Origin of the sequence: Curtobacterium sp. WHRI 8282 (assembly GCF_040223925.2) — a bacterium.
GTDB lineage: Bacteria > Actinomycetota > Actinomycetes > Actinomycetales > Microbacteriaceae > Curtobacterium > Curtobacterium flaccumfaciens.
Genome location: NZ_JBEHCD020000001.1, coordinates 1,021,699 through 1,047,918 on the forward strand (window position 1 = coordinate 1,021,699; position 26,220 = coordinate 1,047,918).

Annotated in this window: 29 protein-coding genes; 24 read left to right on the forward strand and 5 right to left on the reverse strand. The window is 71.2% G+C overall.

Annotation, left to right across the window (positions count from 1 at the left end; genetic code table 11):
• Window positions 1-1,044, forward strand: a complete 1,044-nt coding sequence (locus ABRP24_RS05025) for an NAD(P)-dependent alcohol dehydrogenase (protein WP_071245854.1) — start codon at window positions 1-3, stop codon at window positions 1,042-1,044.
• On the opposite strand, the gene ABRP24_RS05030 is transcribed toward ABRP24_RS05025, so the two are convergent.
• On the reverse strand, window positions 1,041-2,846 hold the full coding sequence (locus ABRP24_RS05030; RefSeq protein ID WP_349847793.1) for a gamma-glutamyltransferase: 1,806 nt from the start codon (window positions 2,844-2,846) through the stop codon (window positions 1,041-1,043). The two genes, ABRP24_RS05025 and ABRP24_RS05030, sit on opposite strands and share 4 nt — an antisense overlap.
• Window positions 2,847-3,169: 323 nt before the next feature.
• Between ABRP24_RS05030 and ABRP24_RS05035 the strand changes: the two genes are divergently transcribed.
• The 11 genes from ABRP24_RS05035 (at window position 3,170) to ABRP24_RS05085 (ending at window position 11,797) form a co-directional block, all read left to right on the forward strand.
• The gene (locus ABRP24_RS05035) at window positions 3,170-4,360 is read left to right on the forward strand and encodes a peptidoglycan DD-metalloendopeptidase family protein (protein WP_301580850.1); all 1,191 of its coding nucleotides are present in this window, start codon (window positions 3,170-3,172) and stop codon (window positions 4,358-4,360) included.
• 71 nt (window positions 4,361-4,431) lie between these two features.
• Complete coding sequence (locus tag ABRP24_RS05040; RefSeq protein ID WP_139178888.1) at window positions 4,432-4,896, forward strand: RNA polymerase sigma factor; 465 nt, start codon at window positions 4,432-4,434, stop codon at window positions 4,894-4,896.
• Window positions 4,893-5,729 (forward strand): hypothetical protein, encoded by an 837-nt coding sequence (locus ABRP24_RS05045; protein ID WP_349847347.1) that lies wholly within the window; start codon window positions 4,893-4,895, stop codon window positions 5,727-5,729. Before ABRP24_RS05040 ends, ABRP24_RS05045 begins: the two co-directional genes overlap by 4 nt.
• Window positions 5,730-5,871: 142 nt before the next feature.
• Entirely contained in the window at window positions 5,872-6,675 is an 804-nt protein-coding gene (locus ABRP24_RS05050) for a sulfite exporter TauE/SafE family protein (protein WP_349847346.1), read from the forward strand.
• Window positions 6,672-7,307: a DNA alkylation repair protein gene (locus ABRP24_RS05055; RefSeq protein ID WP_349847344.1), complete on the forward strand. Its 636-nt coding sequence runs from the start codon at window positions 6,672-6,674 to the stop codon at window positions 7,305-7,307. Before ABRP24_RS05050 ends, ABRP24_RS05055 begins: the two co-directional genes overlap by 4 nt.
• A gap of 284 nt (window positions 7,308-7,591) precedes the next feature.
• Entirely contained in the window at window positions 7,592-8,785 is a 1,194-nt protein-coding gene (locus ABRP24_RS05060; RefSeq protein WP_027467160.1) for a zinc-dependent alcohol dehydrogenase, read from the forward strand.
• On the forward strand, window positions 8,785-9,870 hold the full coding sequence (locus ABRP24_RS05065) for an NAD-dependent epimerase/dehydratase family protein (protein WP_027467159.1): 1,086 nt from the start codon (window positions 8,785-8,787) through the stop codon (window positions 9,868-9,870). The genes ABRP24_RS05060 and ABRP24_RS05065 overlap by 1 nt, the downstream gene beginning before the upstream one ends.
• A 198-nt stretch (window positions 9,871-10,068) precedes the next feature.
• Complete coding sequence (locus ABRP24_RS05070) at window positions 10,069-10,425, forward strand: SHOCT domain-containing protein (protein ID WP_027467158.1); 357 nt, start codon at window positions 10,069-10,071, stop codon at window positions 10,423-10,425.
• Window positions 10,422-10,676 carry a hypothetical protein gene (locus tag ABRP24_RS05075; protein WP_027467157.1) on the forward strand — a complete coding sequence of 85 codons (255 nt, stop codon included), beginning with the start codon at window positions 10,422-10,424 and terminating at the stop codon, window positions 10,674-10,676. The genes ABRP24_RS05070 and ABRP24_RS05075 overlap by 4 nt, the downstream gene beginning before the upstream one ends.
• A gap of 9 nt (window positions 10,677-10,685) precedes the next feature.
• The gene (locus ABRP24_RS05080) at window positions 10,686-11,096 is read left to right on the forward strand and encodes a DUF6314 family protein (protein WP_349847342.1); all 411 of its coding nucleotides are present in this window, start codon (window positions 10,686-10,688) and stop codon (window positions 11,094-11,096) included.
• A gap of 35 nt (window positions 11,097-11,131) precedes the next feature.
• Window positions 11,132-11,797, forward strand: a complete 666-nt coding sequence (locus ABRP24_RS05085) for a pentapeptide repeat-containing protein (RefSeq protein WP_051597112.1) — start codon at window positions 11,132-11,134, stop codon at window positions 11,795-11,797.
• Between the two features lie 60 nt (window positions 11,798-11,857).
• Here ABRP24_RS05085 and ABRP24_RS05090 read toward each other — a convergent pair whose 3' ends face one another.
• Window positions 11,858-12,865 carry an NAD(P)/FAD-dependent oxidoreductase gene (locus ABRP24_RS05090; protein ID WP_349847340.1) on the reverse strand — a complete coding sequence of 336 codons (1,008 nt, stop codon included), beginning with the start codon at window positions 12,863-12,865 and terminating at the stop codon, window positions 11,858-11,860.
• A gap of 67 nt (window positions 12,866-12,932) precedes the next feature.
• On the opposite strand from ABRP24_RS05090, the gene ABRP24_RS05095 reads away from it, so the two are divergent.
• Window positions 12,933-13,538 carry an XRE family transcriptional regulator gene (locus ABRP24_RS05095; protein ID WP_349847339.1) on the forward strand — a complete coding sequence of 202 codons (606 nt, stop codon included), beginning with the start codon at window positions 12,933-12,935 and terminating at the stop codon, window positions 13,536-13,538.
• Between the two features lie 20 nt (window positions 13,539-13,558).
• On the opposite strand, the gene ABRP24_RS05100 is transcribed toward ABRP24_RS05095, so the two are convergent.
• Entirely contained in the window at window positions 13,559-14,314 is a 756-nt protein-coding gene (locus ABRP24_RS05100; protein WP_349847337.1) for a glycosyltransferase family 2 protein, read from the reverse strand.
• Between the two features lie 146 nt (window positions 14,315-14,460).
• Between ABRP24_RS05100 and ABRP24_RS05105 the strand changes: the two genes are divergently transcribed.
• The 3 genes from ABRP24_RS05105 to ABRP24_RS05115 are packed head-to-tail and all read left to right on the forward strand — an operon-like array spanning window position 14,461 to window position 16,297.
• The gene (locus ABRP24_RS05105; RefSeq protein ID WP_349847335.1) at window positions 14,461-15,288 is read left to right on the forward strand and encodes a hypothetical protein; all 828 of its coding nucleotides are present in this window, start codon (window positions 14,461-14,463) and stop codon (window positions 15,286-15,288) included.
• Complete coding sequence (locus tag ABRP24_RS05110; protein WP_051597109.1) at window positions 15,285-15,728, forward strand: phage holin family protein; 444 nt, start codon at window positions 15,285-15,287, stop codon at window positions 15,726-15,728. Before ABRP24_RS05105 ends, ABRP24_RS05110 begins: the two co-directional genes overlap by 4 nt.
• Complete coding sequence (locus ABRP24_RS05115) at window positions 15,725-16,297, forward strand: DUF3618 domain-containing protein (RefSeq protein WP_027467152.1); 573 nt, start codon at window positions 15,725-15,727, stop codon at window positions 16,295-16,297. Before ABRP24_RS05110 ends, ABRP24_RS05115 begins: the two co-directional genes overlap by 4 nt.
• Before the next feature lie 72 nt (window positions 16,298-16,369).
• Here ABRP24_RS05115 and ABRP24_RS05120 read toward each other — a convergent pair whose 3' ends face one another.
• Both ABRP24_RS05120 and ABRP24_RS05125 read right to left on the reverse strand, forming a co-directional pair.
• Window positions 16,370-16,828 carry a SufE family protein gene (locus ABRP24_RS05120; protein WP_027465483.1) on the reverse strand — a complete coding sequence of 153 codons (459 nt, stop codon included), beginning with the start codon at window positions 16,826-16,828 and terminating at the stop codon, window positions 16,370-16,372.
• Window positions 16,825-17,736 (reverse strand): sulfurtransferase, encoded by a 912-nt coding sequence (locus ABRP24_RS05125; RefSeq protein ID WP_071244574.1) that lies wholly within the window; start codon window positions 17,734-17,736, stop codon window positions 16,825-16,827. The genes ABRP24_RS05120 and ABRP24_RS05125 overlap by 4 nt, the downstream gene beginning before the upstream one ends.
• A 140-nt stretch (window positions 17,737-17,876) precedes the next feature.
• On the opposite strand from ABRP24_RS05125, the gene zapE reads away from it, so the two are divergent.
• The 8 genes from zapE (at window position 17,877) to ABRP24_RS05165 (ending at window position 26,198) form a co-directional block, all read left to right on the forward strand.
• Entirely contained in the window at window positions 17,877-18,899 is a 1,023-nt protein-coding gene (zapE, locus tag ABRP24_RS05130; protein ID WP_071244575.1) for a cell division protein ZapE, read from the forward strand.
• Between the two features lie 240 nt (window positions 18,900-19,139).
• A complete protein-coding gene (locus ABRP24_RS05135) occupies window positions 19,140-20,384 on the forward strand; it encodes an ammonium transporter (protein WP_254066179.1) in 1,245 nt (414 codons plus the stop codon).
• Between the two features lie 98 nt (window positions 20,385-20,482).
• Complete coding sequence (locus ABRP24_RS05140) at window positions 20,483-21,544, forward strand: DUF6177 family protein (protein ID WP_232749532.1); 1,062 nt, start codon at window positions 20,483-20,485, stop codon at window positions 21,542-21,544.
• Complete coding sequence (locus ABRP24_RS05145; RefSeq protein WP_349849341.1) at window positions 21,541-21,897, forward strand: hypothetical protein; 357 nt, start codon at window positions 21,541-21,543, stop codon at window positions 21,895-21,897. Before ABRP24_RS05140 ends, ABRP24_RS05145 begins: the two co-directional genes overlap by 4 nt.
• Before the next feature lie 45 nt (window positions 21,898-21,942).
• Window positions 21,943-22,302, forward strand: a complete 360-nt coding sequence (locus ABRP24_RS05150; RefSeq protein WP_232749534.1) for a DUF6507 family protein — start codon at window positions 21,943-21,945, stop codon at window positions 22,300-22,302.
• 203 nt (window positions 22,303-22,505) lie between these two features.
• Window positions 22,506-24,431 carry a hypothetical protein gene (locus ABRP24_RS05155; protein ID WP_349849339.1) on the forward strand — a complete coding sequence of 642 codons (1,926 nt, stop codon included), beginning with the start codon at window positions 22,506-22,508 and terminating at the stop codon, window positions 24,429-24,431.
• A 2-nt stretch (window positions 24,432-24,433) separates the two neighbouring features.
• Window positions 24,434-24,922: a hypothetical protein gene (locus ABRP24_RS05160; protein ID WP_155896810.1), complete on the forward strand. Its 489-nt coding sequence runs from the start codon at window positions 24,434-24,436 to the stop codon at window positions 24,920-24,922.
• Window positions 24,923-25,358: 436 nt separating this feature from the next.
• The gene (locus tag ABRP24_RS05165; RefSeq protein WP_349849337.1) at window positions 25,359-26,198 is read left to right on the forward strand and encodes a hypothetical protein; all 840 of its coding nucleotides are present in this window, start codon (window positions 25,359-25,361) and stop codon (window positions 26,196-26,198) included.
• Window positions 26,199-26,220 lie beyond the last annotated feature (22 nt).

Consider the following 26,220-nt stretch of genomic DNA (forward strand, 5'->3'; position numbering starts at 1 on the left):
ATGCGCGCCGTCGTGTTCGAGCAGTACCAGACCTTCCCGTCCCTGACCGAGGTCCCGAAGCCCGCACCCGGGCCCGGTGAGGTCCTGCTCAAGGTCGCCGGCGCCGGTGCCTGCCACTCCGACGTCGCCGTGTACCGGGAGTTCCAGCAGGGGCAGCCGGGAGCCCAGGCGCCCGCGTTCGTGCTCGGCCACGAGAACTCCGGCTGGGTCGAGGCCGTCGGCGACGGGGTCACCGGCTTCGCCGAGGGCGACGCCTACCTGGTCTACGGGCCGGTCGGCTGCGGGCACTGCTCGTACTGCTCGAAGGGGCAGGACACGTACTGCGAGAACGCCGCGACGAACCCGTACATGGGCATCGGCCTCGGGCGCGACGGTGGCATGGCGGAGTACGTGAGCGTCCCGGCGCGGAACCTCGTGCCGCTCGGTGACGCCGACCCGATCGCCGCCGCACCGCTCAGCGACGCCGCGCTCACGCCGTACCACGCGATCAAGAACTCCCTGCCGAACCTGGCCGGTGGCGGTCGCTTCGCGCTCGTCGTCGGGCTCGGTGGCCTCGGGCAGATCGCCGTGCAGATCCTGACGGCGCTCACCGGTGCCACGGTCATCGCGACCGACATGAAGCAGGACGCGATGGACCGCGCCGCCGCCCGTGGCGCGATCACCGTCCCCGGCGGCCCGGACCAGGCCGAGCGCATCCGCGAGATCACCGGGGGACGCGGCGTCGATGCGGCCTTCGACTTCGTCGGTGCCACCCCCACGATCAAGGTCGCGCAGGCGTCGATGGCGGTCGGCGGGCGGTTCACCGTCGTCGGGATCGCCGGCGGCACCACCGAGTGGAACTTCTTCGCGACGCCGTACGAGTCGACGATCACGAACACCTACTGGGGCACGATCGAGGACCTGCACGAGGTCGTCGCGATGTACCGCGCCGGCCAGATCGTCCCCGACGTCGAGCGGTACGCGCTGTCCGACGCACTCGAGGCGTACCGGAAGCTCGAGGCCGGGGAGCTCTCGGGCCGCGCGGTGGTCGTCCCGACGCTTTAGCGTCCCGCGGCGTAGCCCTGCGCGCCCCGAGGGTTCGCGGCGGCACCGAGGATCCCGGTGTCCCGGTCGCGGGTGACGCACGACAGCCGGCCGAGGCTCCAGTCACCGCCACGGGTCACGACGTGTCCGCGGGCCTCGAGTGCCGCGATGACCTCGTCCCCCAGGCGGTCCTCGACGACCAGGCCCGCGGGCTCCCACGTGCGCGGCCAGAACGACCCCGGGAACGACGTGGTGTGCAGCGCCGGCGCGTCGATGGCCTGCTGCGGGGAGTACCCGCCGACGATCCAGCGCAGCAGGAACAGCAGCTGCCACTGGTCCTGCTGGTCACCGCCGGGGGAACCGAGTGCGGCGACCGGCTGCCCGTCGCGGAGCACCAGGGTCGGTGTCAGCGTGGTGCGGGGGCGCTCGCCGGGCCGCAGGGTCGACGCGGTGCCCGGTTCGAGCCAGGTCATCTGCAGGCGGGTGCCGAGGCAGAACCCGAGCTCGGGGATCGTCGGTGACGACTGCAGCCAGCCACCGGACGGGGTCGCACTGACGATGTTGCCCCAGCGGTCCACGACGTCGATGTGGCACGTGTCGCCGCGGGTCTCGCCGTCGGGGGTCACGAACGGCTCGCCGCGGTCCTCGAGCGGAGCGGCCGGCGGGACCTCGGTGTCGGCCCCGGTGTCGCGGGCGACCTGCACGGTCGGTTCGCCCACGCCGACCGAACCGGAGGAGTCGTACGAGGTCCGGACCGGCGGCAGCGCGTGCTCGATCCCGGCGATCGTTCCGGGTCGGAGCTCCGCCGAGGCCCGCTCGCCGATCAGCGCACGGCGCTCGTCGGCGTAGGCCTCGGAGAGCAGGACGTCCATCGGGACCTCGCCGTCGCCGTAGAACGCCTCACGGTCGGCGAGGGCGAGCTTCTGCGCCTCGACGATCGTGTGCGCGCCGAGCTCGGTCGACGGGTCGAGCAGGGCGTCGTCGAGCGGTTCCAGCAGCCGCAGGGTCTGGAGCAGCGCCGGCCCCTGGCCCCACGGCCCGGTCTTGGCGATCGTGCAGCCGCGGAACTCGGCGGTCGTCGCGGGTTCGTACGACGCGCGGAACGCCGCCAGGTCGGACGCCCGGATCACCCCCGCGTGGTCGGTGCCCGACGCGTGCCGGTGCGGTTCGCGGACGAACCGGTCGATCGCCTCGGCGACGAACCCCTCCGCCCACTCGGACCGGGCCGCATCGATGCGGCCCGTCCGGCTGCCGGCACCCGCGCCGGCCTCGACCAGCCGGTCGAGCACTGCAGCGAGTGCCTCGTTGCGCACCAGGTCCCCGGGGACCGGCACCGTGCCTCCCGGCAGCCACTGCGTGGCGGAGGTGGGCCAGTGCTGCTCGAACAGCTCGCGCACTGCGGTGATCGTCCGGACCACCGCAGGTGCGACCGGGTGGCCGTCGCGGGCGTACCCGATCGCGGGGTCGAGGACGTCGGCCAGCTCCCAGGTGCCGTGGTCGCGGAGCAGGAGCAGCCAGGCGTCGACCGCGCCGGGGACGGTCGCGGCCAGTGCGCCGGAGCCGGGGACCAGGTCGAGGCCCTCGGCGCGGTAGTGCTCCGGGGTCGCGCCCTCGGGGGCGGGGCCCTGACCGACCAGCACCGTCGGCACGGGGTTCACGGCCGTCGCGAAGACCGCCGTCAGGTCACCGCCGGGGCCGTTCAGGTGGGGCTCCACGACCTGCAGGACGAAGGCACCGGCAACGGCCGCGTCGAAGGCGTTGCCGCCACGCTCGAGCACCGACTGGGCCGTGGCCGTCGCGATCCAGTGCGTCGAGGCCGCCATCCCGAACGTGCCCTGCAGGTCCGGACGGGTGGTCTGCGCTGCGGGCGGGACGAAGGCGGGGTTCGGCGTCGGCATGCCACCATCTTGCGCGCTCCCGGCGTCCCGGCACCCGGGTGAGCGCTGCCCCAGCCTGCCGCCTCCGGCTCCTGCCCCGCCGCGTACCCCCGGAACTGGGGTTGCCCCACCGCGTCAAGGGGGTTGTTTCTCTCCCCGGAAAAGGTGACCATCGTTCGGCGGCGCGTAACCGACGTGCCGCCGAACGGTCGCGCAGGGGCGCGTCCGCCACCTGGACCGCCTCCCTGCGGTCCCAGCTCAGGGAACTCATGCGCCGCACTTCGTCGTCTTCGGCTCGCCTCCGCCCAGTCCGCGCTCGGGTCGTCGCAGCGCTCGTCGCCCTCGCCGCCGTCGCGACGGGGCTGGTGAGCACCGCCACCCCGGCCGCCGCCGCTCCGATCGTCTACACGGGCACCGTCGCCGCGGGCAAGACGCTCTGGCCGGGCGACTCGGTGACCTCGAACAACGGGCAGTTCCAGCTCGTCATGCAGGGCGACGGCAACCTCGTCGAGTACGGCATCGGTCGCAAGGTGCTCTGGGCGTCGAACACGTCCGGCAAGTCCGGGGCCTTCGCGCAGATCCGGGCGAACGGCACGCTCGCCATCGTGCACAACAACGTGCGGATCGCGCTCTGGGGCGGCGCCGGGCACGTCGGCCGGAACTTCGGGGTCCGCCCGGACGGCACGATGCGCATGATCAACACGGCCAACAAGAGCGTCGTCGAGTTCCCCACGTACCAGGACAGCGTCGCCGCGGGGAACCTCATCCTGCCGGGGACGGTCCTGCGGTCCGACCGCACCAACGCCCGGACCCTCACCATGCGCGCCGACGGAGTGCTCGCACAGGTCGTCAACGGCAAGCAGGTCTGGGCGACGAAGACCGCCGGGAACGTCGGGGCCTACGCCTCGGTGCAGGCCGACGGCAACTTCGCCGTCTACTCGGCCGCGAACAAGTGGCTCTGGTCGAGTGCCACGAGCCGTGCCGGCGGCGGAAGGCTCCTCGTGCAGGTCGACGGCAACGTCGTGCTCTACGGCAAGTCCGACACCCGAGCGTGGTCGACCCGCCCCGTGACCGGGCTGCTGTGGCCGGTCGCCAGCACCAAGATCTCCGGCCGGTACGGTGACGACCGCGGCGTCGGACACGTCCCGCGCTACCACCAGGGCACCGACTCGCCCGTGGGGACCGGGACGCCCGTGTACGCCTCGGGGACCGGGACGGTCACCACCACCGTCGCGAACCACGCGTCCTACGGCAACTACGTCGTCGTCACGTACGGCAACACCACCGTCCTCACCGCGCACCTCAGCAAGATCGGCGTGAAGCAGGGGCAGATCGTGTCGAAGGGCAACGAGGTGGGCAAGTCCGGCAACACCGGGCAGTCCACCGGGGCCCACGTGCACGTCGAGGTGCGCCAGGCCGGCTCGCTCATCGACCCGCTCTCGGTGCTGCACTTCCGGTGATGCGACCGAACCGGGCGCTTCGGCTGTCAGGATCGCCGATCTCGCGACACTCCTGAAGTGAAGGGAGTGCTGTGACGAACGATGACTCACACCTCGTGCGCCGGATGGTCGCCGGGGACCGTAGCGCACTGGCGACCGCGTTCGACCGGTTCGCCCCGGTGCTGACGCGCTACGCGTGGGCGGTGTCCGCGACGCCGACCGACGTCGAGCGCGTCGTGCAGGAGTCGTTCCTGTCGCTCTGGCAGCACGCCGACGGCCTGTACCTGCCCACCGGTCTGCTGCTGCCCTGGCTCCTGGCCGTCTGCCGATCCCACGCCCGGACGAGTGGTGCGGACGGCGTCGACAGCGGCGACGCTGCGCCGTTGCGCTGGGTCGAGGACGACCTGCGTGCCCTCCCCGAGACCGACCGACGACTCGTCGAGCTCTGTCTCGTCGAGGGTCGGACGTGGTCGGAAGCCGCGCAGCACCTCGGACTCCGCCCGCAAGGACCCACGCCACGGCGGGGGTCCCGAGCGACGAAGGAGGTGCAGCGATGAACTCCGAGCCCCCGATCGGAGACGACCTGCAGCGCATGCTCGTCTCGATGAAGCAGAACGTGCTCGAGCGGGCCGAACCGCGGAAGCGCCGTGGACGTCGCGCCGGCATCGTCATCACCGTCATCGCCCTGCTCGCCGTGGGGACGGCGGGTGGTGGCGTCGCGCTCGGGCTCATCCCGACGTCGCCCACCGAGCCCGAGCCCGCGCCGAGCGCCACCAGCCAGCCGAGCCAGACCGTCACGCCGTCGTCGGCGCCGGTCGTCGGTGAACCGACCCCGACGCCCACGCCCACGCCGACCGCCCCGCCGTACTCGGCGACGGACTGGTCGACGTGGACGATCTCGGCGGATGCCGTCGGGCCGGCGACGCTCGGCAGCCCCGCCGGGTCCGACGACGCCGCACTGCGAGCTGCGTTCTCGCCGGCGCCGCCCCTGATCGACGACAAGGGGACCGTGATCTACCCGTTCGGTTGCCCGAACACGAACTCCAGGATCTGGGACGGACCCGGCGGCGAGCGTGTCGTCGAGGTCGTCGCCGGCGGCACGGTCGGTACGGTCGTCATCCAGCAGGGTCAGGACGCCGCACCGGGCCAGCAGGTCGGCCCGAAGACGCTCGAGGGGGTCGGTCTGGGCAGCACCCTCGCCGAGGTCAGGGGCGCCTACCCGGACCTGGTCCAGACCCGGACGGACGCGGCGGGTGGTACCCGTGACACGTTCTGGGCGGTTCGGTCCGGCGAGCGGTACATCGTGTTCCAGGTCGGCGAGGGGAGCGGCCGCGTGGCGACCGTCTTCGTGAGCGGCACGAGCGAGCCGGTGGCCGACTACTGCTCCTGACGCCCCGATTCGCGAGCTGACGTTCGCCTCGTGAGCAGAAATGGTCGGGTCGCCTTCGGGCACCCGACCATTCCTGCACTCCAAGTGCGGGCCACCTCGCACCGTGCGAGAGCACGCCCGCGGCGCGGATAGCCTGGGCAGGATGAGGAAGCGCGGCGGAACGGTGCTCGTGTTGGTGGCGATCGGGGTCCTGGCGGGGGTCCTGTCCGGGTTGTTCGGCGTCGGCGGTGGGGTCATCGTGGTACCGGCGCTCATGGCCTTCGCACAGATGGACCAGCGTCGGGCCTCGGCCACGTCGCTCGTGGCGATCGCCCCCGCCGCCGTCGTCGGCGCGGTCACCTACGCCGTGCAGGGCGAGGTGCACTGGCTGGCGGCCCTGACCCTGGCGGTCGGCAGCGTCATCGGCGCGCCGATCGGTGCCCGGCTGCTCCGTGCCCTGCCGCTCCGCGTGCTGCCCTGGATCTTCGTCGGGTTCATCGCCGTCGTGCTGGTGTCGCTGTTCACCACGGTGCCGACCCGCGGCGGCGAGGTGCACTTCGGGGTCGTCGAGGCGATCGTCCTGCTGGTGCTCGGGCTGCTGTCGGGGGTGCTGTCCGGGCTCGTCGGGGTCGGCGGCGGGGTCGTCATCGTGCCGGGGCTCGAGGTCGTGCTCGGCGCCGGCGACCTGCTGGCGAAGGGCACGTCACTCCTCACGATGGTGCCGACGTCGGTGTCCGGGACGGTCGCGAACCTGCGGCGTCGCGCGGTCGACCTGCGGGTCGGGCTGACGGTCGGCATCACCGCCGCCGTCTGCTCGCCGGGTGGCGCCGTGCTGGCGCGCCTGGTCGACCCGCAGGTCGGCACCTGGCTGTTCGCGGCGTTCCTGGTGGTCGTCGCGGTCATCGTGCTCAGCCGCGGGCGTCGGAGGGCACCACAGAACGACGCGAGCGGCGGGGAGGTCGCGTGACGGGCCTCCCGGCAGCGCGCGACGCGGAAGCCGTGCTGGCGGCGTTCGCCCGCACCACCGGCGACGTCGCCGCGGCCCGCCGGGTCGCGCGGCAGTTCCACGACCTCGACGAGGGGGAGCGCTCGGCGCTGCTCTGGAGCGAGGACGACGGCGCGAAGCTCGTCGCCGTCCTGCTGCTCGTGCAGGCGATGCGGGCGCACCCGGATCCGGAGCTCACCGACGAGTACCTGTCCGCGGCGAAGGCCGAGCGGTTCGAGGACCCGGTGCTCGTCGACCTGGCCGCCGAGGAACTCGTCGGCGCCCCGTTGGTGGGCGCCTCGACCGGTCCGCTGTTCGCGCTGGCGAAGTCCGACGTCGCGATGGTGCGCCGGATCGCGGTCGTGGCGACCCTGGCGTTCGTGAAGCAGGGCGACGCCGAGGTGGCCCTCGGGATCGCCGGGCGCCTGGTTCGGGAGCGCAGCGAGACGGTGCAGTCTGCGCTCGGGTTGGTCCTGCGCGAGACGGGGAAGCGGGCGTCCGAGCCGGCACTCGTGGCGTTCCTCGAGCAGAGCGGCCGGTTCCTCAGCCCGGCCGCCCGCCGGACGGCCACCGAGCACCTGCCCCCGGGGGAGCGTGACCGGCTGCGGGGATGACACAGCTCGCGGTCGCGCGCGACGCCTTGCTCGCCCGGGCAGAACCCGCCTGGGGCGACGGCCGGGAGGCCCGGTGCGGGTCCGCCCCGCCGCTGGCCGCCCGCGCGCACCGGCCCCACCGCCGTGCCGGGGTCCGGCGCCTGTGCTGCGGGCACGCCCGCCCGCGCCGACGTGCGCGAGGGGGACGCGGGGCTGGGAGCGTCCACGGGGCGGGCGCGTACCGAGGAGGGGAACGCGAGTCGTGCCTCCAGGCCGGCTCGAAGCGACCACGAGAGGAACGCAACGTGCGCGCACTGACCTACCAGGGCACCGAGAAGGTGTCCGTCGAGACCGTCCCCGACCCGACCATCCAGGAGCCGACCGACGCGATCGTGCGGATCACCTCCACGGCGATCTGCGGGTCCGACCTGCACCTGTACCGCGTGCTCGGCCCGTACATCGACCGCGGCGACGTCCTCGGCCACGAGCCGATGGGCATCGTGGAAGAGGTCGGATCCGGCGTCACGAACCTGAAGGTCGGCGACCGGGTCGTCATCCCCTTCAACATCTCCTGCGGCCACTGCTGGATGTGCCAGCACGGCCTGCAGTCGCAGTGCGAGACCACCCAGGTGACCGAGTACGGCACCGGTGCCTCGCTGTTCGGCTACACCAAGATGTACGGCCAGGTCCCCGGTGGCCAGGCCGAGTACCTGCGCGTGCCGCACGCCGACTACGGCCCCATCGTCGTGCCGGACGACGGCACCCCCGACGACCGCTGGCTGTTCCTGAGCGACATCCTGCCGACCGCGTGGCAGGCCGTGCAGTACGCCCAGGTGCCCGAGGGCGGCACGCTCGCCGTGCTCGGCCTCGGCCCGGTCGGCCAGTTCGCCGCCCGCATCGGCAAGCACCTCGGCTACCGCGTGCTCGCCGTCGACCCCGAGCAGGTCCGCCGTGACCTCGGGGCGAAGCACGGCGCCGAGGTGTTCGACCTGACGAAGGACCTGGTGCCCGAGCTCGTCGACCTGACCGACGGGCGCGGCCCCGACGGGGTCGTCGACGCCGTCGGCATGGAGGCCCACGGCAACCCGATGGCGGGCTTCGCACAGCGTGCCGCCGGCCTGCTGCCCGACAAGCTCGCGCAGAAGGCGATCGAGACCGCCGGTGTCGACCGGCTGGCCGCCGTGCACGCGGCGATCGACCTGGTCCGCCGCGGTGGCACCGTCTCGCTGAGCGGTGTCTACGGCGGCATGGCCGACCCGATGCCGATGATGACGCTGTTCGACAAGCAGATCACCATCCGCGAGGGCCAGTGCAACGTGAAGCGTTGGATCGACGACATCATGCCGCTCGTCTCCGACCCGTCGGACCCGCTCGGCACGCTCGACCTGACCACCCACCGCGTCTCGCTCGAGGAGGCCCCGCGCATGTACGAGGTCTTCCAGAAGAAGCAGGACAACTGCGTCAAGGTCGTGCTCGACCCAGCGATGGCCGCAGCCTGATGCGCGTCGTCGTCGTCGGCGCGACCGGCAACGTGGGGACGGCGGTGCTCCGTCGGCTCGCGGCCGTGCGCGCCGACGGCGACGGTGACAGCGGCCGTCACGCCGCCGGCGACACCGGCCGTCACGCCGCCGGCGTCCAGATCGTCGGCGTCGCCCGGCGGCTGCCGGACCTCCGCGCGGAGCCGTACGCCGCCGCCGTCTGGCACGCGGTCGACGTCGGTGCCGCGGACGCCGTGGACCAGCTCACGGCCGTGTTCCAGGGCGCCGACGCCGTCATCCACCTGGCGTGGGCCCTCCAGCCGACGCACGACATCCCCGCGCAGCACCGCACGAACGTGACCGGCACGGCGAACGTCCTGGCTGCCGTCGCGCGCGCCGAGGTGCCTCAGGTCGTCGTCGCGTCCTCGGTCGGCGCCTACCGCGGGGTGGACGTCGACGGCAAGCACACCCCCGTGGACGAGAGCTGGCCCGCCGACGGCATCCCGACGGCGACGTACTCGATCCACAAGGCCGCCAACGAAGCGGCGATGGACGCGTTCGAGGCCGAACACCCCTCCGTGACCGTCACCCGGCTGCGCCCGGGGCTGATCTTCCAGCGGGACGCCGCCGCCGAGATCCGGGGGCTGTTCCTCGGACACCTCGTGCCGATGTCGATCGTGCGGTGGATCCGCTGGCTCGTGCTGCCGCTGCCGTACCCGTTCGTGTTCCAGGCCGTGCACGCCGACGACGTCGCGGACGCCTACTGGCGCGCGGTCGACCGACGGGCATCCGGGGCGTTCAACATCGCCGCGTCGCCCGTGCTCAACCCGCCGAGACTGGCCCGCGCCTTCGGCATGCTCGGTGCCGTGCGGATCCCGCTGCGGTTGCTGCGCGGGATCGTGACGGTCACGTGGCGGCTGCGGTTGCAGCCGACGGACGCCGGGTGGATCGACATCGCGGCCGGGGTGCCGATCATGCGGACCGACCGTGCCCGGTCGGTGCTCGGATGGGAGGCCCGGCACACCTCCGAAGAAGCGTTGCGTGCACTCGTGGCCGGGTTCGCGGACGGTGCGAACGTTCCGGGGTCCGGGCCGCTCCGCGGCTGAGCGGGCTGCGGCTGGCCGGGGTCGGCGCTGCCTGGGTGCTTTCGGGCGTACCGGGTGCTCCCGGGCGTACCGGGTCGGAAGTTCTGACCAGGTACGCCCGGTTCCACATTCCATCGCGGGCGTTCTGGGAAGGAACGCCCGCTCGTGTTCCCCGTCTCGCGCTACGCTTCGCTCGTCGTTGTGAGAAGGGGGAGTGCGATGGTGCTCAGTTGGTCCGCGTTCAGTGAGCTCGAGGGGCCGGGGGAGTCGGGGATGTCCGACCTGTTCGGCGGCTGGTTCGGCATCGCGTTCGGGGTCGTCGCGGCGCTGATGATCCTCACGACCCTGACGATCGTCATCCTCTCGCTCTACCGGGGCAAGCGGATGGCCGACCGTGGTCAGAACCCGCTCACCATGCAGGAGGACATCGCGTACCAGGCGATGCAGAGCCGCACGTTCGCTCCGGACAAGCCGCTCGAGCAGCGCCTCGCCGAACTCGACGACCTGCACGCGCGCGGTGTGATCTCCGACGAGGAGCACCGCAGCGCCCGAGCCGAGGCCCTGCGCGGACGATGATCGCCTCCGAAGACGTCCGCAACCCCCTGATCCCGCCGGTCTACGACCTCGTCTGGACCCTGCTGATGGCGCTCGTCGTCATCGTGGTCATCGTCGCCGTGTGCATCGCGGTCGTCCGCAGTCGGCGCCCCCACGGTGCCCGTCGGACCTCGCCGGAGCAGCGGCTCCTCGAACTCGACGAGCTGCACGCCCGCGGTGTCATCACCGACGACGAGCGCCGAGCCGCGCGGGCCGAGGCCCTGCGCCGTTAGCCTGGTCCGGTGCTGCTGCCGACGGACCTGCTCGGGGTGTGGGAACTCCACCGCGCCGTGCACGACCACCGCACCGGGGCCGCGGGGACCGTCACCGGGACCACCACCCTGACCCGGGTCGGCGACGACGAGGTGCGCTGGGACGAGTCCGGCGTGATGATCTTCGACGGCCGGTCCACCCCGGTGTCCCGGACCCTCCTCCTCCGGCGGGGTCCCGACGGCGGCTGGACCGTGCACTTCTCCGACGGTCGGGTCTTCCACGACTGGGTCTGGGGCACGAGCGTCGCCCACGCCTGCGCTCCGGACGACTACACGGGTGCCTTCGACGGCGACGAAGACCGCTGGACGGTGCGGTGGGAGGCACGTGGTCCGGCGAAGGACTACCGGCTGGACAGCATCCTCACCCGACCGCGGTCGTGACCCGCAGGGTCGGCGGTCACCGCCAGACTGGGGGCATGGCACGCTCCTCCGGCACCGACGCCCCGCGCATCACCCTGACCGAACCGACGAACCTCGAGGACTGGGCGCCAGCTCCCGGTGACGTCCTGACGGGGGACCGCCTCGAGGGCAAGCGCATCGACGTCCTCGACCTGGCCGGCGAGCGGCTGCCCGACCTGGAGATCGAGGAGTGTGTCATCGATACGTTCCGGGGCGACGATGCGGACTTCCGTGGGCTCCGGGTCCGTGACTCGGTCATCGACTCGCTCGACGCCCCGATCCTGCGGGCGTCGAGCAGCTCGTGGCGCGAGGTCCGGGTCTCCGGTGGTCGGGTCGGCTCGGCGGAGCTGTACGACTCCGGACTGAACGGCGTCGAGTTCGTCGGCATGAAGTTCGGGTTCGTGAACCTGCGCGGCTCGACGATCACCGACGTCGTGTTCCGCGACTGCGTCATCGACGAGCTCGACATCGCCGACGCGAAGCTGCTGCGGGTGTCGTTCGACGGCAGCAGCATCCGCGCCGCCGAGGGGTCGAACACCCGCATCGAGCACGTGGACCTGCGGGGAGCGGACCTCGATCGGGTCGAGCGGCTCGAGGGGTTCCGCGGAGCCACGATCGGCGCCGACCAGCTGTACACGCTCGCACCGCTGCTGGCTGCACAGGCCGGCTACCGCGTCGACTGACCCACGCCGAGTTTCGCGCTCACCGACACTGCACGCCCGACCGGCCCCGCGAACTGTCGCTCAGCCCGAAACAGCGCCCGAAACAGCGCCCGAAACAGCCCCAGCGTCGACCCCGGCCAGCGCCGCGGCCAGGTCGGCCTGCACCAGGTCGCCGTGCACCGCTGCACCCACCTGGGTGCCGGCAGCCGCCGACGCGATGACCGTCGCCATCGGGGCCGTCACGTTGCCGGCCGCGGACACCCCGCGCACCTCGGTCTGCCCGGCGGCGTCCACGGTCAGCGCCGTCGCGAAGCGGTGGTCCCCCATGAACTGGTCGGTGGCGGCGAGGCCGAGCCCGGACAGGAAGCCCACCCGCGCCTCGGGCCGGCTCGCCGTGGCCAGGGCATCGAGCTCGACGAAGGAACCGTCGCCGAGCCGGACCCCGGTCAGCCGGTCACCCTCGGAGACCACTTCGGCGACCGGACCCTGAACCACCGAGATGCCGCGGGCCGCCAAACCGGCCAGGGCGGTGTCGTCCATCAGTGCTGGATCGGTCAGGAACGCGGTCACCCGATCGCTCAGCGCCCGGAACATGAGCGCGTGGTGTGCGGCGTTCGGTGTCGTGACGAGGACCCCGATCCGCTGGTCGCGGATTTCCCACCCGTGGCAGAACGGGCAGTGCACGACCCCGCGCCCCCACTGTTCGGCCAGGCCCGGGACCTCGGGCAGGACGTCCACGGCGCCGGAGGCGACGACCAGTCTGCGGGCCGTGACGACCGCGCCCGAGTCCAGCGTGACCGAGAAGCCGACCGGGTCGTGACCGTCACCGGTCGTGGCGGACGTGGCCACGACCCTCCCGGCCGTGACCTGGACGCCGTAGGCGGCGACCTCGTCGCGACCGATGCGGATCAGCTCGGCGGGCGCGACGCCCTCGTGTCCGAGGTAGTTGTGTGCGCCGGCCGCCGGAGCGTTGCGGGGCTCGCCGGAGTCGACGACGAGCACCGAGCGCCGCGAACGGCCGAGGATCAGGGCGGTGGAGAGGCCGGCGGCCGAGCCGCCGATGACGATGACGTCGAAGTGTTCAAGCATGCGCTGATCATGCGGCCGGTCACGAGTGAACGGCAACGAAGTTTGCCGATGTGGCAACATGGCCCGCATGGCACACAGCACCACGGGACCGGTCGCGCGCACGACGGCCGACGTCGTCGACGGGGTCGGCCCCCGACTCCGCGCGCTGCGCGCCCACCGCGACGTCACGCTCGCGGCACTGTCCGAGCAGACGGGGATCTCGGTGAGCACCCTGTCGCGGCTCGAGTCCGGCCAGCGGAAGCCCACGCTCGAACTGCTGCTGCCCCTCGCGCGGGCGTACCAGGTACCCCTCGACGATCTGGTCGGCGCACCGCAGACCGGCGACCCGCGCGTGCACATGAAGCCCGAGGTGCACGGCGGCCGCGTGGTCGTGCCGCTGACGAAGCGGACCGGCGGGGTGCGCTCGTTCAAGCAGCTGTTCCCGCCGAACACCCCGGGTGGGGAACCGTCGCTCAAGACGCACGAGGGCTACGAGTGGCTGTACGTGCTGTCCGGACGGCTCCGGCTGGTGCTGGGGGAGCACGACCTCGACCTGGGTCCCGGAGAGGTCGCCGAGTTCGACACCCACACCCCGCACTGGATGGGCAACGTGACCGACTCCGTCACCGAGGTGCTGTGCCTGTACGGGCCGCAGGGCGAGCGGGCGCACGTGCGGTCACGGCCCGCTCCGTGACCGGCTGACCGAAGCCGTCGTCAGCGGCTGCGCCACCACCGCCGCGACCGAGACCGCGATCGCAGCCGTCGTGCCCACCGGCGCACCGGGTTGGCCCGCCGGCCGTTCACGCGGAACGTGTGGAAGGCGCGTCGCGTCCGCACCCAGACGGACGGGAGGCCCGACAACGGTCGCGCGGACACCTGCACCGTGAGCACGGGGTCGGCCACCACCCGCCAGGCCGGGTCGAGCTGCATGCTCAGGTCGACGTCGTCGTGCACCTCGGCGTCGTCCCGGTGCGCTCGCCCCCCGACCGCGGCCCAGGTCGACCGGCGCATCGCCATGGCGGACCCGAACAACGGTGGGTGTCCGAGCGCACTCCACATCAGCACGAAGTACGGGCCCATGTACACGGCATCCCACAGTCGGCGCACCACGGGGCCGCCGTTCCGGGGCCGGCCCGGACCGGTGACCGCGACGACCTCGGGGTCGGCGAGCAGGCGGACGGCGTCGGCGATCCAGGACGGCGGTGGGACGGAGTCGGCATCGAGTCGCACGACGACGTCGCCGGACGCCCGGTCGTAGCCGCGCGCCGAGGCCCGGGCGATCCCGCGCACCGGCTCCGTGACCACGACCGCGCCGGCGTCCCGGGCGATCGCCGCGCTGTCGTCGGTGCTGCCGTTGTCGACCACGACGACCTCGTCGGCCGGCCGGGTCTGGGCCGCGAGGGCGGCGAGGCACCGGCGCAGGTGCACGGCATCGTCCCGCACGGGGATCACGACCGAGACGCGGGTCACCCGTCGATCCAACCGGCTGTCGCCTGTGCGGATTGCCGGACCGCGTTTCCCGGTGATCCTGGGACAGGCCCAAGAGGGCACGGCGCAGGTTCGTTGCGAAACGCCCCCGGTGCACGCCGGGGACGACGACAACCGGAAGGCCGACCATGACCACGAACCCGCCCGGGAACGACTCCGGGACGCCCATCCACGACCGCACCGCAGCCTCCGAGGGGCACGAGGTCGCCCCCGGCGTGACCGTGCCGTCGTACGCCAGCGGTACCCCCGCCGCGCGACCCACCGACCCCGGTGCGCCCCGGACCGACGACCCGTACGGCGACAGCGCCGCCGAGGTGCCGTTCGACGCGCCCCTCGACGCCGTCCCGGCCGACGAGCAGCTCCCCGCCGTCCCGTCCGCCGCGTCCTCCGGCGGCGTCAGCGGCTCCAGCGGCGCTGGCAGCTCCAGCGGCGATGGCAGCGGCTCCGGCAAGGCCGATGCGGCGAAGGGTGCCGCGCAGGACGTCGCCGGCGACGCCAAGGAGAAGGCCGCGAACGTCGCGGGCACCGCCAAGGAGCAGGCGTCGAAGGTCGCCTCCGAGGCGACCGACCACGCCAAGCAGCTCTACGGCCAGGCGTCCGAGAGCCTCAAGCAGCAGGCCGGCGAGCAGCAGCAGCGCGCTGCCGGCGGACTCCGCTCCCTCGGTGAGCAGCTCGGGCGCATGGCCGAGAACGACGACGAGCAGGGCGTCGCCTCGAAGGTCGTCCGCGACCTGTCGGGCCGCGCGACCTCCGCCGCCGGGTTCCTCGAGAACCGCGACCCGGGCTCGCTGCTCGACGAGGTGAAGACCTTCGCCGCGAAGCGCCCCGGCACCTTCATCGCGATCGCCGCGGGCGCGGGCCTGCTGGCCGGCCGCCTGACCAAGGCGCTCGCGACCGAGGTCAAGCACGAGAAGGAGGCCGGCGACGGCACGACCGGATCGGGGAGCGGCGTATGAGCCAGTCCGTCCCCGGCGCGACACCCCTGGGCGAACCGACGCCCGAGGAGCGCGCTGCGACCACACCGCTCGGTGAGCTGCTGTCCGACGTGTCGCGTGACCTCTCCAGCCTGTTCCGGCAGGAGGTCGCCCTCGCGAAGGCCGAGCTGACCGACTCCGCGAAGAAGGCCGGCAAGGCGGGCGGGATGTTCGGCGGCGCCGGACTCACCGCCGTGTTCGCCCTGCTGTTCCTGTCGATCGCCGCGTGGTGGGGCCTCGGTTACCTGATCGGCAACGCCTGGTCCGCCCTGATCATCGCGGTCGTGTACGCGATCGTCGCCGCGATCCTGGCCGTCCGCGGGCGCAAGGAGATCAAGGAGATCAAGGGCGCCCCGCAGACGGTCGAGACCGCCAAGGAAGTCCCCGAGACACTCAAGCCCAACACCGGGAGGAAGCCATGAGCACCCCAGACGAGATCCGCGCCGACATCGAGCGCACCCGCGGCGAACTCGGCTCCGACGTCGACGCCCTCGCCGACAAGGTCAGCCCGTCGTCCATCGCCCACCGCCAGAGCGAGAAGGTGAAGGGCCGGTTCCAGGACGTCCGCGAGTCCGTGATGGGCGCGGCCCAGTCGGCCCGCTCGAGCGCCTCCGGTTCCGCCTCGGGTGCGACCGGCCAGGCGAAGGACGTCGCGCAGAAGGGCGTCGAGAAGGCGAAGGGCAACCCCCTGGCCGTCGGCCTCATCGCGTTCGGTGCCGGTTGGCTGGTGTCGTCGCTCCTGCCGACGACCGAGAAGGAAGAGGAGCTCGCCGGTGAGCTGAAGGACAAGGCTGCACCGCTCGTCGACGAGGTCAAGGAGCAGGCGAAGGACGTCGGCTCGCAGCTCGGCGACGTGGCGAAGGAGCACGCGCAGGACCTCAAGGGGACCGCGCAGGACGCCGCGCAGGCGGTCAAGGGCGAGGCACAGGGGGCCGCGTCCGACGTCAAGGACAACGCGCAGGGTGCGGCGGACGACGTCCGCAGCAGCTGAGCGGAACCCCGTGACGGACAGGAGGCGCGGTGCCAGCTGGCACCGCGCCTCCTGTCCGTCAACGGGTCGCGTCTACGCGACCGCCGCCTGCACCTGACGCTGGACGCGTCCGAGCATGCCCACCATGCCGCGGATCCGCAGCGGGCTGACCGCCTCGGACAGGCCGATGGTCAGCGGGTAGTCCGTCGGCACGGCGAGCACCTGCTCGACGGTCAGGCCGGACAGCCCCTGCGCCAGGATCGAGGCGAAGCCGCGGGTGGTCGGAGCCTCGCGCGGGGCGGTGGCGTGCATCCGGACCACGTCCGGGGCATCGCCGTCCTCGCCCACCGTCACGGTGATGAAGACGGGGGACTGGCACTCCTCGACGCGTTCGAGCTCGTCCTCGTGCCCCTGCAGGCGTTCGGGCAGTGCGGGCAGCTCGTTCGAGAACTCGAGCAGGAGCTGCAGGCGGTCCTTCTGGCCCAGGGCGAGGAAGTCGTCGCGGATCTCGGCGAGGGTGGCGGGGAGTGGTGCGTCGGTGCTGGCGTTCATCGGTTCGGAACAGTACCCGGCTCGGATCCCTGCACGATGGGGACGCGGACGGCGCTGCCCCACTCGGTCCACGAGCCGTCGTAGTTGCGGACGTTGTCGTAGCCGAGCAGGTGCTGCAGGACGAACCAGGTGTGGCTCGAGCGCTCACCGATGCGGCAGTAGGCGATGACCTCGTCGGCGTCACCGATGCCGGCACCGTCGCGGTAGACGGCGTCGAGCTCGTCGCGTGACTTGAAGGTGCCGTCGGGGGCTGCGGCCGTCGCCCAGGGGATGTTCACGGCGGTGGGGACGTGGCCGCCGCGCAGCGCGCCCTCTTCGGGGTAGTCGGGCGCCGTCGTGCGCTCCCCGCTGTACTCCGGGGCGCTGCGGACGTCGATGAGCGGCTTGCCGAGGTGCGCGAGGACGTCGTCCTTGAACGCGCGGACGGGCTCGTCGTGGCGCTCGACGACGGGGTACTCGACGGGCGTGACCGGGGTCTCGTCGGTGGTCAGGGCGCGGTCCTCGGCGATCCACTTGCCGCGACCACCGTCGAGCAGGCGGACGTCTTCGTGGCCGAACAGGGTGAACACCCAGAGGGCGTACGCCGCCCACCAGTTGTTCTTGTCGCCGTAGATCACGACCGTGGTGTCGCGGCCGATGCCCTTGCCGCCGAGGAGCTCGGCGAAGGCGGCACCGTCGATGTAGTCGCGCTGCACCGGGTCGTTGAGGTCGGTGTGCCAGTCGATCTTCACGGCGCCCGGGATGTGCCCCGTCTCGTAGAGCAGGACGTCCTCGTCGGACTCGACGACCACCAGGTCGGGCGCGCCGGCCCCGGCGTCGAGTTGCTCCTGCAGCCAGTCGGTGGAGACGAGGCGCTCCGGGTGCGCGTAGGCGGCGAACTTCTCGGACGGGTCGACCGGTGCGGTCATCGGGGGTACCTCCAGGGGGTGCGGGGGAGCGTGGTGCTGGGGAGCGTGCTGCCGGCGCCGGACTAGGATCGGGCGTCGGTGCCTGTGGGCAACGGTACGCGGACGTACCGTGCCCCTGACGCAACTTGACACCCCACGACATGCTTCCCGGAAGGGTTCCCCGATTGCCCGCTCACCTCGTCGACCGTGATCCCCGGGTGACCCCGCAGCAGATGGCGGCGGCGCTCGTGCCCCCGCCCCAGTTCACGGACGCGTCGTTCGACTCGTACCGGCCGGACCCGGACTACGACTCGCAGGCCTCGGTCCGCGATGCCGTCGCCGCGTTCGTGGCCGCCGGTCCCGTGGACGCCCCGCGGCGCGGGCTGTTCGGGCGCCGGAAGCAGTCGGCGGAACCCGCGGCGAAGTCCGGCGTGTACCTGGACGGCGGGTTCGGCGTCGGCAAGACCCACCTGCTCGCAGCCGCCTACCACGCGGCCACCGGCCGGAAGACGTTCGGCACCTTCATCGAGTACACCGCGCTCGTGGGCGCCCTGGGGTTCCAGGGGACGGTCGACCTGCTCCGCGGCACCGCACTGGTGTGCATCGACGAGTTCGAGCTCGACGACCCGGGCGACACGATGGTGATGACCCGGCTCATCAAGGAACTGACCGAGACCGGCACCCGCTTCGCCGCGACGTCGAACACGCCCCCGGGAGCGCTGGGCGAGGGACGCTTCGCCGCGCAGGACTTCCTGCGCGAGATCCAGGCGATGTCGGACCGCTTCGACACGATGCGCATCGACGGCCTCGACTACCGCCGACGTGCCGTGGACGAGTCGGCGCAGGTGGTGTCCGACGTGCCCGCCGCGCTGCCGTCCGGCTCCGTGACGCTCGACGACTTCGGCGCGGTGGTCGCGCACCTGGGTTCCGTGCACCCCTCGAAGTACGTCGCGCTGGTCGAGGACCTCGACGCCGTCGGACTCACCGACGTCCGGGCGTTCACCGACCAGACCGACGCGCTGCGCTGGGTCGCCCTGGTGGACCGGCTGTACGACGCGCAGGTGCGGATCGTCGCCTCGGGCACCCCGCTCGATCAGGTGTACCCCGACGCGATGCTCGAGGGCGGCTACCGCAAGAAGTACCTGCGCGCGGCGTCCCGCGTGGTGGCGCTCACCCGCGCCTGAGGACCCCTCGCCGTCAGACCGATCTGTCCACGGCGGTCTCCTGCCCCTCGCGCAGGGGACATCGGGCCGGCGGAAACACGACGTTTACAAACGGCGCGGTCGCGTTACATCCGCGAAACAGTTCGTGCTCCCTCGTGAAACCTCGCCTCGCCAGACTCGGTGACACCCGAGGCGGTCCAAGAGCCGCTCGTGCAATCGAGAGGTGAACAGATGCTTGATCAGGGCCAGACAGGCTTCATCATGATCATGGCTGCGCTGGTGTTGTTCATGACACCCGGCCTGGCCTTCTTCTACGGCGGTTTGGTGAAGGCGAAGTCCGTCATCAGCATGATGATGATGTCCTTCGGTGCGATCGCGCTCGTCGGCGTCCTCTGGGTGCTGTACGGCTACGCGATCGCCTTCGCCAACACGGGGCCGCACACGGCCGTCAGCGGCGTCGTCGGGTTCTTCAGCATCGACTGGAACCAGATCGGCCTCGGCCAGGCGTTCGAACAGTCCCAGGCCACCACGCTCGCCGCCACCTACCCCGACCTCGCGTTCGTCGGCTTCCAGGCGACGTTCGCGATCATCACCGTCGCGCTCATCTCCGGCGCCATCGCCGACCGCGCCAAGTTCGGCGCGTGGATGGTCTTCGCCGGCATCTGGGTCACGGTCGTCTACTTCCCGGTCGCCTCGTGGGTCTTCAACCTGACCTCCGGCTGGGCCGCCACGTGGGGCGTCATCGACTTCGCCGGTGGCACCGCGGTGCACATCAACGCCGGTGCGGCGGGTCTTGCCCTGGCGATCGTCCTCGGCAAGCGTGTCGGCTTCGCCAAGGGCGCGCACAAGCCGCACAACCCGCCCTTCGTCCTGCTCGGCGCCGCCATCCTGTGGTTCGGCTGGTTCGGCTTCAACGCCGGCTCCGCCGGTGCCGCGAACGGTGTCGCGTCGCTCGCCTGGATCAACACGCTCGCCGCTCCCGCAGCCGCGGTCCTCGGCTGGCTGCTCGTCGAGAAGCTCAAGGACGGCAAGGCGACCTCCGTCGGCGCCGCCTCGGGAGCCGTCACCGGCCTCGTCGCGATCACCCCGGCCTGCGCCAACCTCACCCCGGGCTGGGGCATCCTGCTCGGCTTCCTCGCCGGCATCGTCTGCTGCTTCGCCATCGACTGGAAGTACCGCCTGGGCTTCGACGACTCGCTCGACGTGGTCGGCGTCCACCTGGTCGGCGGCATCTTCGGCACGCTGTTCCTCGGCTTCTTCGCCAACGACACCGGCCTGATCTACTCCGGCTCGTTCGAGCAGCTCGGCAAGCAGGCGGCCGCAGCGGGTGCCGTCGGCGCGTACTCGTTCGTCCTGGCCTTCATCATCGGCTGGGTCATCGAGAAGACGATGGGCTTCCGCGTCAAGACCGAGGACGAGGTCGCCGGCATCGACACCGCGGTCCACGGCGAAGAGGGCTACGTCCTCTACGAGCAGACCGACGACAGCCCGGTCAGCGTCCGCTAGACACGCTCCACCACCCGCACGACGACGGGCCCCGCGCACACAGCAGCGCGGGGCCCGTCGTCGTGTGCGGGACCATCCCCGGCCGGTAGGGTTCCGGCGTGGACGACGTCACCCTCGCGCACCCGCTCGTCGACGCGGTCGGGCCCGGCTTCGTCGTCTCCGAGACCGACGCCGCGATCGTGTCGCTGTCCTCCGCCCGGATGGGGCTCGTGCTCGAGACACGGGCCGCCGACCTCGCGTTCGTGCTGCTCACCCCGCCCACCAGCCGCCTCACCCCGGCGATGCTCGCGATGCTCCGGCGCACGAGCAGCGCGTGGGTCGTCCGCGAGGGCGACCGCTACCGCGCCGCCGGCTCCACCGAGGTCGTCGACGACGTCGCGACCGCGATGTTCGCCCCGCAGGCCTCCCAGCGCACCACCCGGCTCGGCGCCGACGAGGTCCCCTGGGTCGAGCTGATCGTGTCCGTCCACCACCCCGCCACCGAGCAGGCCGGCATCGGTCGCACCGCCGAGCTCCTGCTCGAGGGACTCGCCGGCAGCGCGCCCACCGCCTGGGGCACGGTCGAGCCGGCCACGCTCGCCTGGAGCGTCGGCGCCGTCACCGACTTCGCCCGCGGCCGCGCGCCCCGTCCGACCCGGCTCGTCGCCGTCGCCCCGGTGGACGTCGGGTTCGCTGCGGTGCAGCTCCGCATCGAACGGTCCGCCACGGGTGTCACCGAGGAGACGCGGCTGGCACTGCCGCGGCCGGGAGGCACGGTGCCGGTCCCCGGGAACGACTCGCCTCCGGTGGACGGTCCCGTCGTCGACGTCCTGGCCGACCTCGCGCGTCGACAGCGCGTGCTGCTCGCGACGGCGTGGCGTTCGGGCGGGCACGCAGACGCGACCCTCGCCGCTCGGCAGCGCGGCATGCCCGTCCCCCTCGGAGCGGTCGTGGGTGCCGCCGCCGTGCGGGACCTCGGCGTCGACGCCGGTTCGTTGCCGGTGGGTGCCACGCCGGTCGGGACGCCGCGCGTGCCGTCGCTGCTGCTCGACTTCTCGCCGCCGACCGCAGGGCTGACCGGGGGCGCCGAGGTGGAGGCCCGCTGGCGGCGGCTGGCCGAGCTCGGCACCGCGCTCGGCCCCCGTGCCGTCGAACTGCTCGGGTTCGGGGCGGACCGATGAGCGCCGAGTGGACCATCCTCACCGCCGAGCACGTGGACGCCGCAGCCGTGCTCGCCGGAGCCGCCGCGGTCGACCCGACGACCGGCATCCGCCAGCTCTGGGCGGGCGATGCGTTGCAGCTCGTGTCGGACGACGGGGTGGTGCTCCTCACGCTCTTCCAGTCCCGCCGGCTCGACAGCGTCATCGACGCGGAGCGGCTGCTCACCAGACCGTTGTCGGTGGCGGGTGATCGGCTATGGTGGACCGAGATCCACGCGGCCGCGCAACCCCCGTTCCGGGGGACGGCCGAGCGGATCGTGCACAGAATCGCGGACGCCGCCGGGGGAACGGCGGAGTCCCGAGCCGTGCAGTGACCACGCGATCGCTCTGACCGAGCGGGACCACGACCAGGGGGAGCCATGGGGAACGGCTGGCAGATCGAGCCCGCGGGCGTGCAGACGACGCTCACCGACACCGAGACCGCGGCGACGAACCTCTCGACCGCGTTCGACGGTCTCGCCGACGCCCACGCGGCGCTCACGACCGCCGTCGGGGACGACCAGGCGGTCGCCGGTGCCGTGGCCGCGCTCATCGAGAGCCACTCGGACCTCCTGACCCGCGTGGGCAACCACATCACCGCCGGTCTGGCCGGCGCTGCCACCGCGACCCTCGCCTACTACCACGGTGACGAGGAGATGGCCGCGACGGCGCAGACCAACGCGATCCGCGCCTCCAGTACGGGCGATTTCTCGGCCTTCGACCTGGGTGGTGACCAGTGACGAGCCAGTGCCGCGCCGACGGCCTGATCGACCCGGATGCGATCCCCGGCGCGAACATCGACGCGGCGAAGGTCGAGACCGCCGGCACGGCGTTCTCGACGTCGGCCACCGACGTCGAGACCCGCGGCGGCGAGGTGAAGACCGCCTGGGCGAAGCTCGGCAGCAGCTACACGACACCGGACTCGGCAGACCTGCTCGCGGTCATGGACGGCGTCGAGACCGACACCGCAGCACTCGCCGCGACCCTGCAGAAGGCGTCGACGTTCATCGGCGACTACGCGACCGCCGTCGCGCCCATCGCGAAGCGGCTCGTCGAGCTGAAGGCCGAGGCCGCGACGTTCGTCGAGAAGGCGCTGAAGGGCAAGACCGTCGGCCCGTGGGACCCGGAGCACCCGGCCAACCAGGGCATCGTCGGGCTCGTCCAGAACTTCGGCGAGGTGCTCGACGACGTGCACCTGCCGTGGGACCAGTACACGCCGTACGTCGACGAGAACAACGAGCTGCTCACCAAGGTCGCCGAGCAGGAGACGAAGCTCTCCGCCGCGTCCGCGGAATGCGTCAACGCGATCAACGGGCTGCGCACCGACATGTGCCTGGCGCCGGTGCAGGCCGTCGACTACACGGCCGCGGTCAAGGCGAACGAACCGATGCCGTGGGGGAGCACCGGGCGCGGTGACCAGTCGTGCCAGGAATCGTTCGACTCCGGCGTGTACGACGCCGCGAAGGGCACGATCGAGGGACTCGGCGGACTGATCGGGTACAACTCACAGACCGGCGAGTGGGGTGACGGCGACTGGGCGGCGCAGTCCTGGAAGGGCTTCGCGGAGTCCCTCGGGCTGATCGTCCTGATGGGCAGCCCGCCGCTCCTGATCGCCGCGGCGCTGCCGAAGGGCGTCCTGCCGGATGTCGTCGGTGACACCGCGCGGAACATCATGGACAAGCAGAAGACCCTCGTCGAGGGCTTCGTCGGGTCGCCGGAGGACTGGCGGGACGACCCCGCTCACGCCGCCGGTGGTGCCGCGTTCAACATCGGCACGCTGTTCATCCCCGGCGCGGGCGAGATCGGCGCGGGCGCGAAGGTCGCGGCGCTCGGGTCGCGGCTCGCGGTGCTCGGGGCGGACGGCAGCAAGCTCGCGGCAATCGGTTCGAAGGTCGCGGCCGCCGGCACCACGATCGTGCGGGTCGGGGATGCGCTGTCGAGCCTGCCGGGGAAGGCGTTGTCGGGAGTCTCGGACCTGCTGGCGCGCGGGCGTGGCGGGTTCGCGGATGCACTCCGAGGGCTCGGGGACAGGATCCCCACCGTGAAGGTCAGCGTCGAGCACGCCATGGCGACGCCGGACGGGTTCGGGGTGGGGGTCGGGCGGCCGCACATCGAGGTGGGGAACCCGGGTTCGGGTGGGCACTGGTTGCACTCGGTGGCGGATCGGGTGGAGGGTGAGACGACGCCGCGACCGGCCGTGGGCCAAGAATCGATGCCTCACGCTGGGACGGAATCAGGGGTCGACCCCGCTGCGTCTCCCGGAATCGCTCACGGCGATGGTGCCGGTGCCCTTGATCCGTCAAATGGGGCGCGCGGACACATCGCTGACTCTCCGCGGGAACTCGAGCACGCACAAATGGAATCTCGGACTGGTTTCCGTCCGCCGGACACCGCACGGGACCTGCAGCCCACCATCGGAGCGGCCGAGCATGGCCACGTTGGACATTGGATCGCAAGCGAGCGCATCGAGGGTGGCAAGGGGATGCTCGACCAGGAGTGGGTGACGGGGATCAAATCGCTGCCCGACGGGCGGATCCCCGAGTACGAGGTGCCGAATCACGCACATCCGACTCACCCGTTGAAGCTCGATGACTTCAGCATTGTCGATGGGCGCCCGACTGTCACCGAGGTGAAGGGCAACTACGGCTGGTTGCAAAGCCTGTCGCCGGCCCGGAAGGCAGAGATGATCGAGGGATGGGCCAAGTCGGCCACGGCCAAACTTAACGCGCTTGAGGACCCAAACGTGCAGTTGCGATGGGTATTCACTCGGGATCCGGATATCGCAGCAGAATTCGCCCACGCGATTCGACGACTGAGGAATGTATCGGTAGAATACATCGAGATGCCTCGCGATTTCAAAGGATGGTAAGCGTGCAGACCAATGTCACCGACTGGTACCTCGTGGCAGACTGGGATGCAAGGCCCGAGTCTGCGGACGTGATCGCTGCTCGTCTGGTTGAGACTTCCGCCGCGATCAAAGTTGCGCTGCCTGTGTTCGATGGAATATGGACGTTCCACGATCGGAACATCGATAGTGCAGATGAGAGGTCTTGGTCGGGACTCGTCGCTTCGTCGCCGTACAAAGTCGACGGCGTTGCGGAACCGGCACGGGGATTTACGCTCTCATTGGCTTCAGCGATTCCGGGTGGATCAATGCTGCATGCATCGGTAACGGCTGGTGCGGCGTTCCAGACCATCATCAACAAACCGAACGAGTTCGTCTTAGACTTTCGTGCTCGCCGCTTTGGTGAGGCGGTAGAAATCGATCTGCCGATACCCGCGGACGAACGGTTCCGAGACCTTGGCTTGAGGATCAAAGACATCTGGGATGCCTCGGATCTCCGCGTCGAGTTCGACTGAAGTAGACGGTGCCGCCCAGGTCGTTGTGAAGCGATGATCGATCGCCGCCACCCGCTCAGCGAGCGCGAGCGCGTGCGTGACGCTGATGAGCAGCGGCTGGCTGGCGGTCCGGACCGACTCGCCGATGACCATGGCGGGCACCTGCTGTCGGCCGGCCATGGCGGTTCACCGTACGGAATGAATCTCACTCCGGAACACGGCCGAAGTGTCAATGTGCGAGCAGTCCGGAGGGTGGAAAACTGCATCTCCGGATGCTGCGAGAAGATCCGAACACCTCGGTATACCCGAGCCGCGAGATGCAGTATTTTGGTCGCGCTGATCGTGGGTCGATACTCTTGATCCACTGGGCACGGGACGTTGTCGAGCACCTGCAACAAGTCCGCGTCACGAACCACGTCTCGCATGAGGCGGCGACAAGGGCCGGAGGCCTCGCCGATTGAGTTCTGTATCCGACGTCATCGACCAACAGAATGCGCTCGCGATCCTCACGTTCGATCGGCTGGGATCAGGGTGGCAACGTTCGACGAGTGTCTTCGTCAGTCTCGGCGTGACCGCGCGAATCGAGCAGGCTGTGGACACTGGCATTGCAGTCATTCACACCCCTCCCGCTGACCTCGCGGAATTCGAGGCGTGGAGTCGTCTGCGCGAAGTCATGGCCGAATCAGAACAGGGTGCCTGGTTCACGGGGTTCCTGCGCCTCGATTCAAGTGGTGCTTACCAGTTCGAGTTCTCCTGGGACGACGAGCCCCGATGGCCACTGCTGATCGACATCGCTGGACAGCTCGTGGACTCATTGCCGGTGGAGAATCCGGAATTGCGAGAAGACCTGGCGATGCATCCGCGGTCCGCGGCTACGACACCACCATGGCTCGTCGAGCGTCTCGGCGCATCTCCGCTGCACTTCTCCGACAGGTGGGACGCCCGACTCGAGCCGCTCGGGAGCAGCCCGAACTGGTCGATCGTCCGGGAAATGGTCCGTGACACGATCCAGCTGCTCGGCGATGATCGAGATGCCGTACTAGAACGTGATGTGATCACCGAAGCGGTTTACAGTGAGTTGCTGGCATCGACACGGGTGAGTCAGATGATGCGCTTACTCCGAGATGCAGCGGCAGCGGGTGTGGTCGACGAGCCTGGGCAGCTGAATTCGGACGAGGGTGGCGCGTCGCGAGACGCGATCTGCAACGACCAAGCGTTCCATTGCAACGTCGTCGTGCTGCTGTCGCTCATCGACCAGCTCGCGGACCAGGAGATCGCGAACGTCGTGAAGTCTTGAGATGAGCTCCGGGACCACTCCT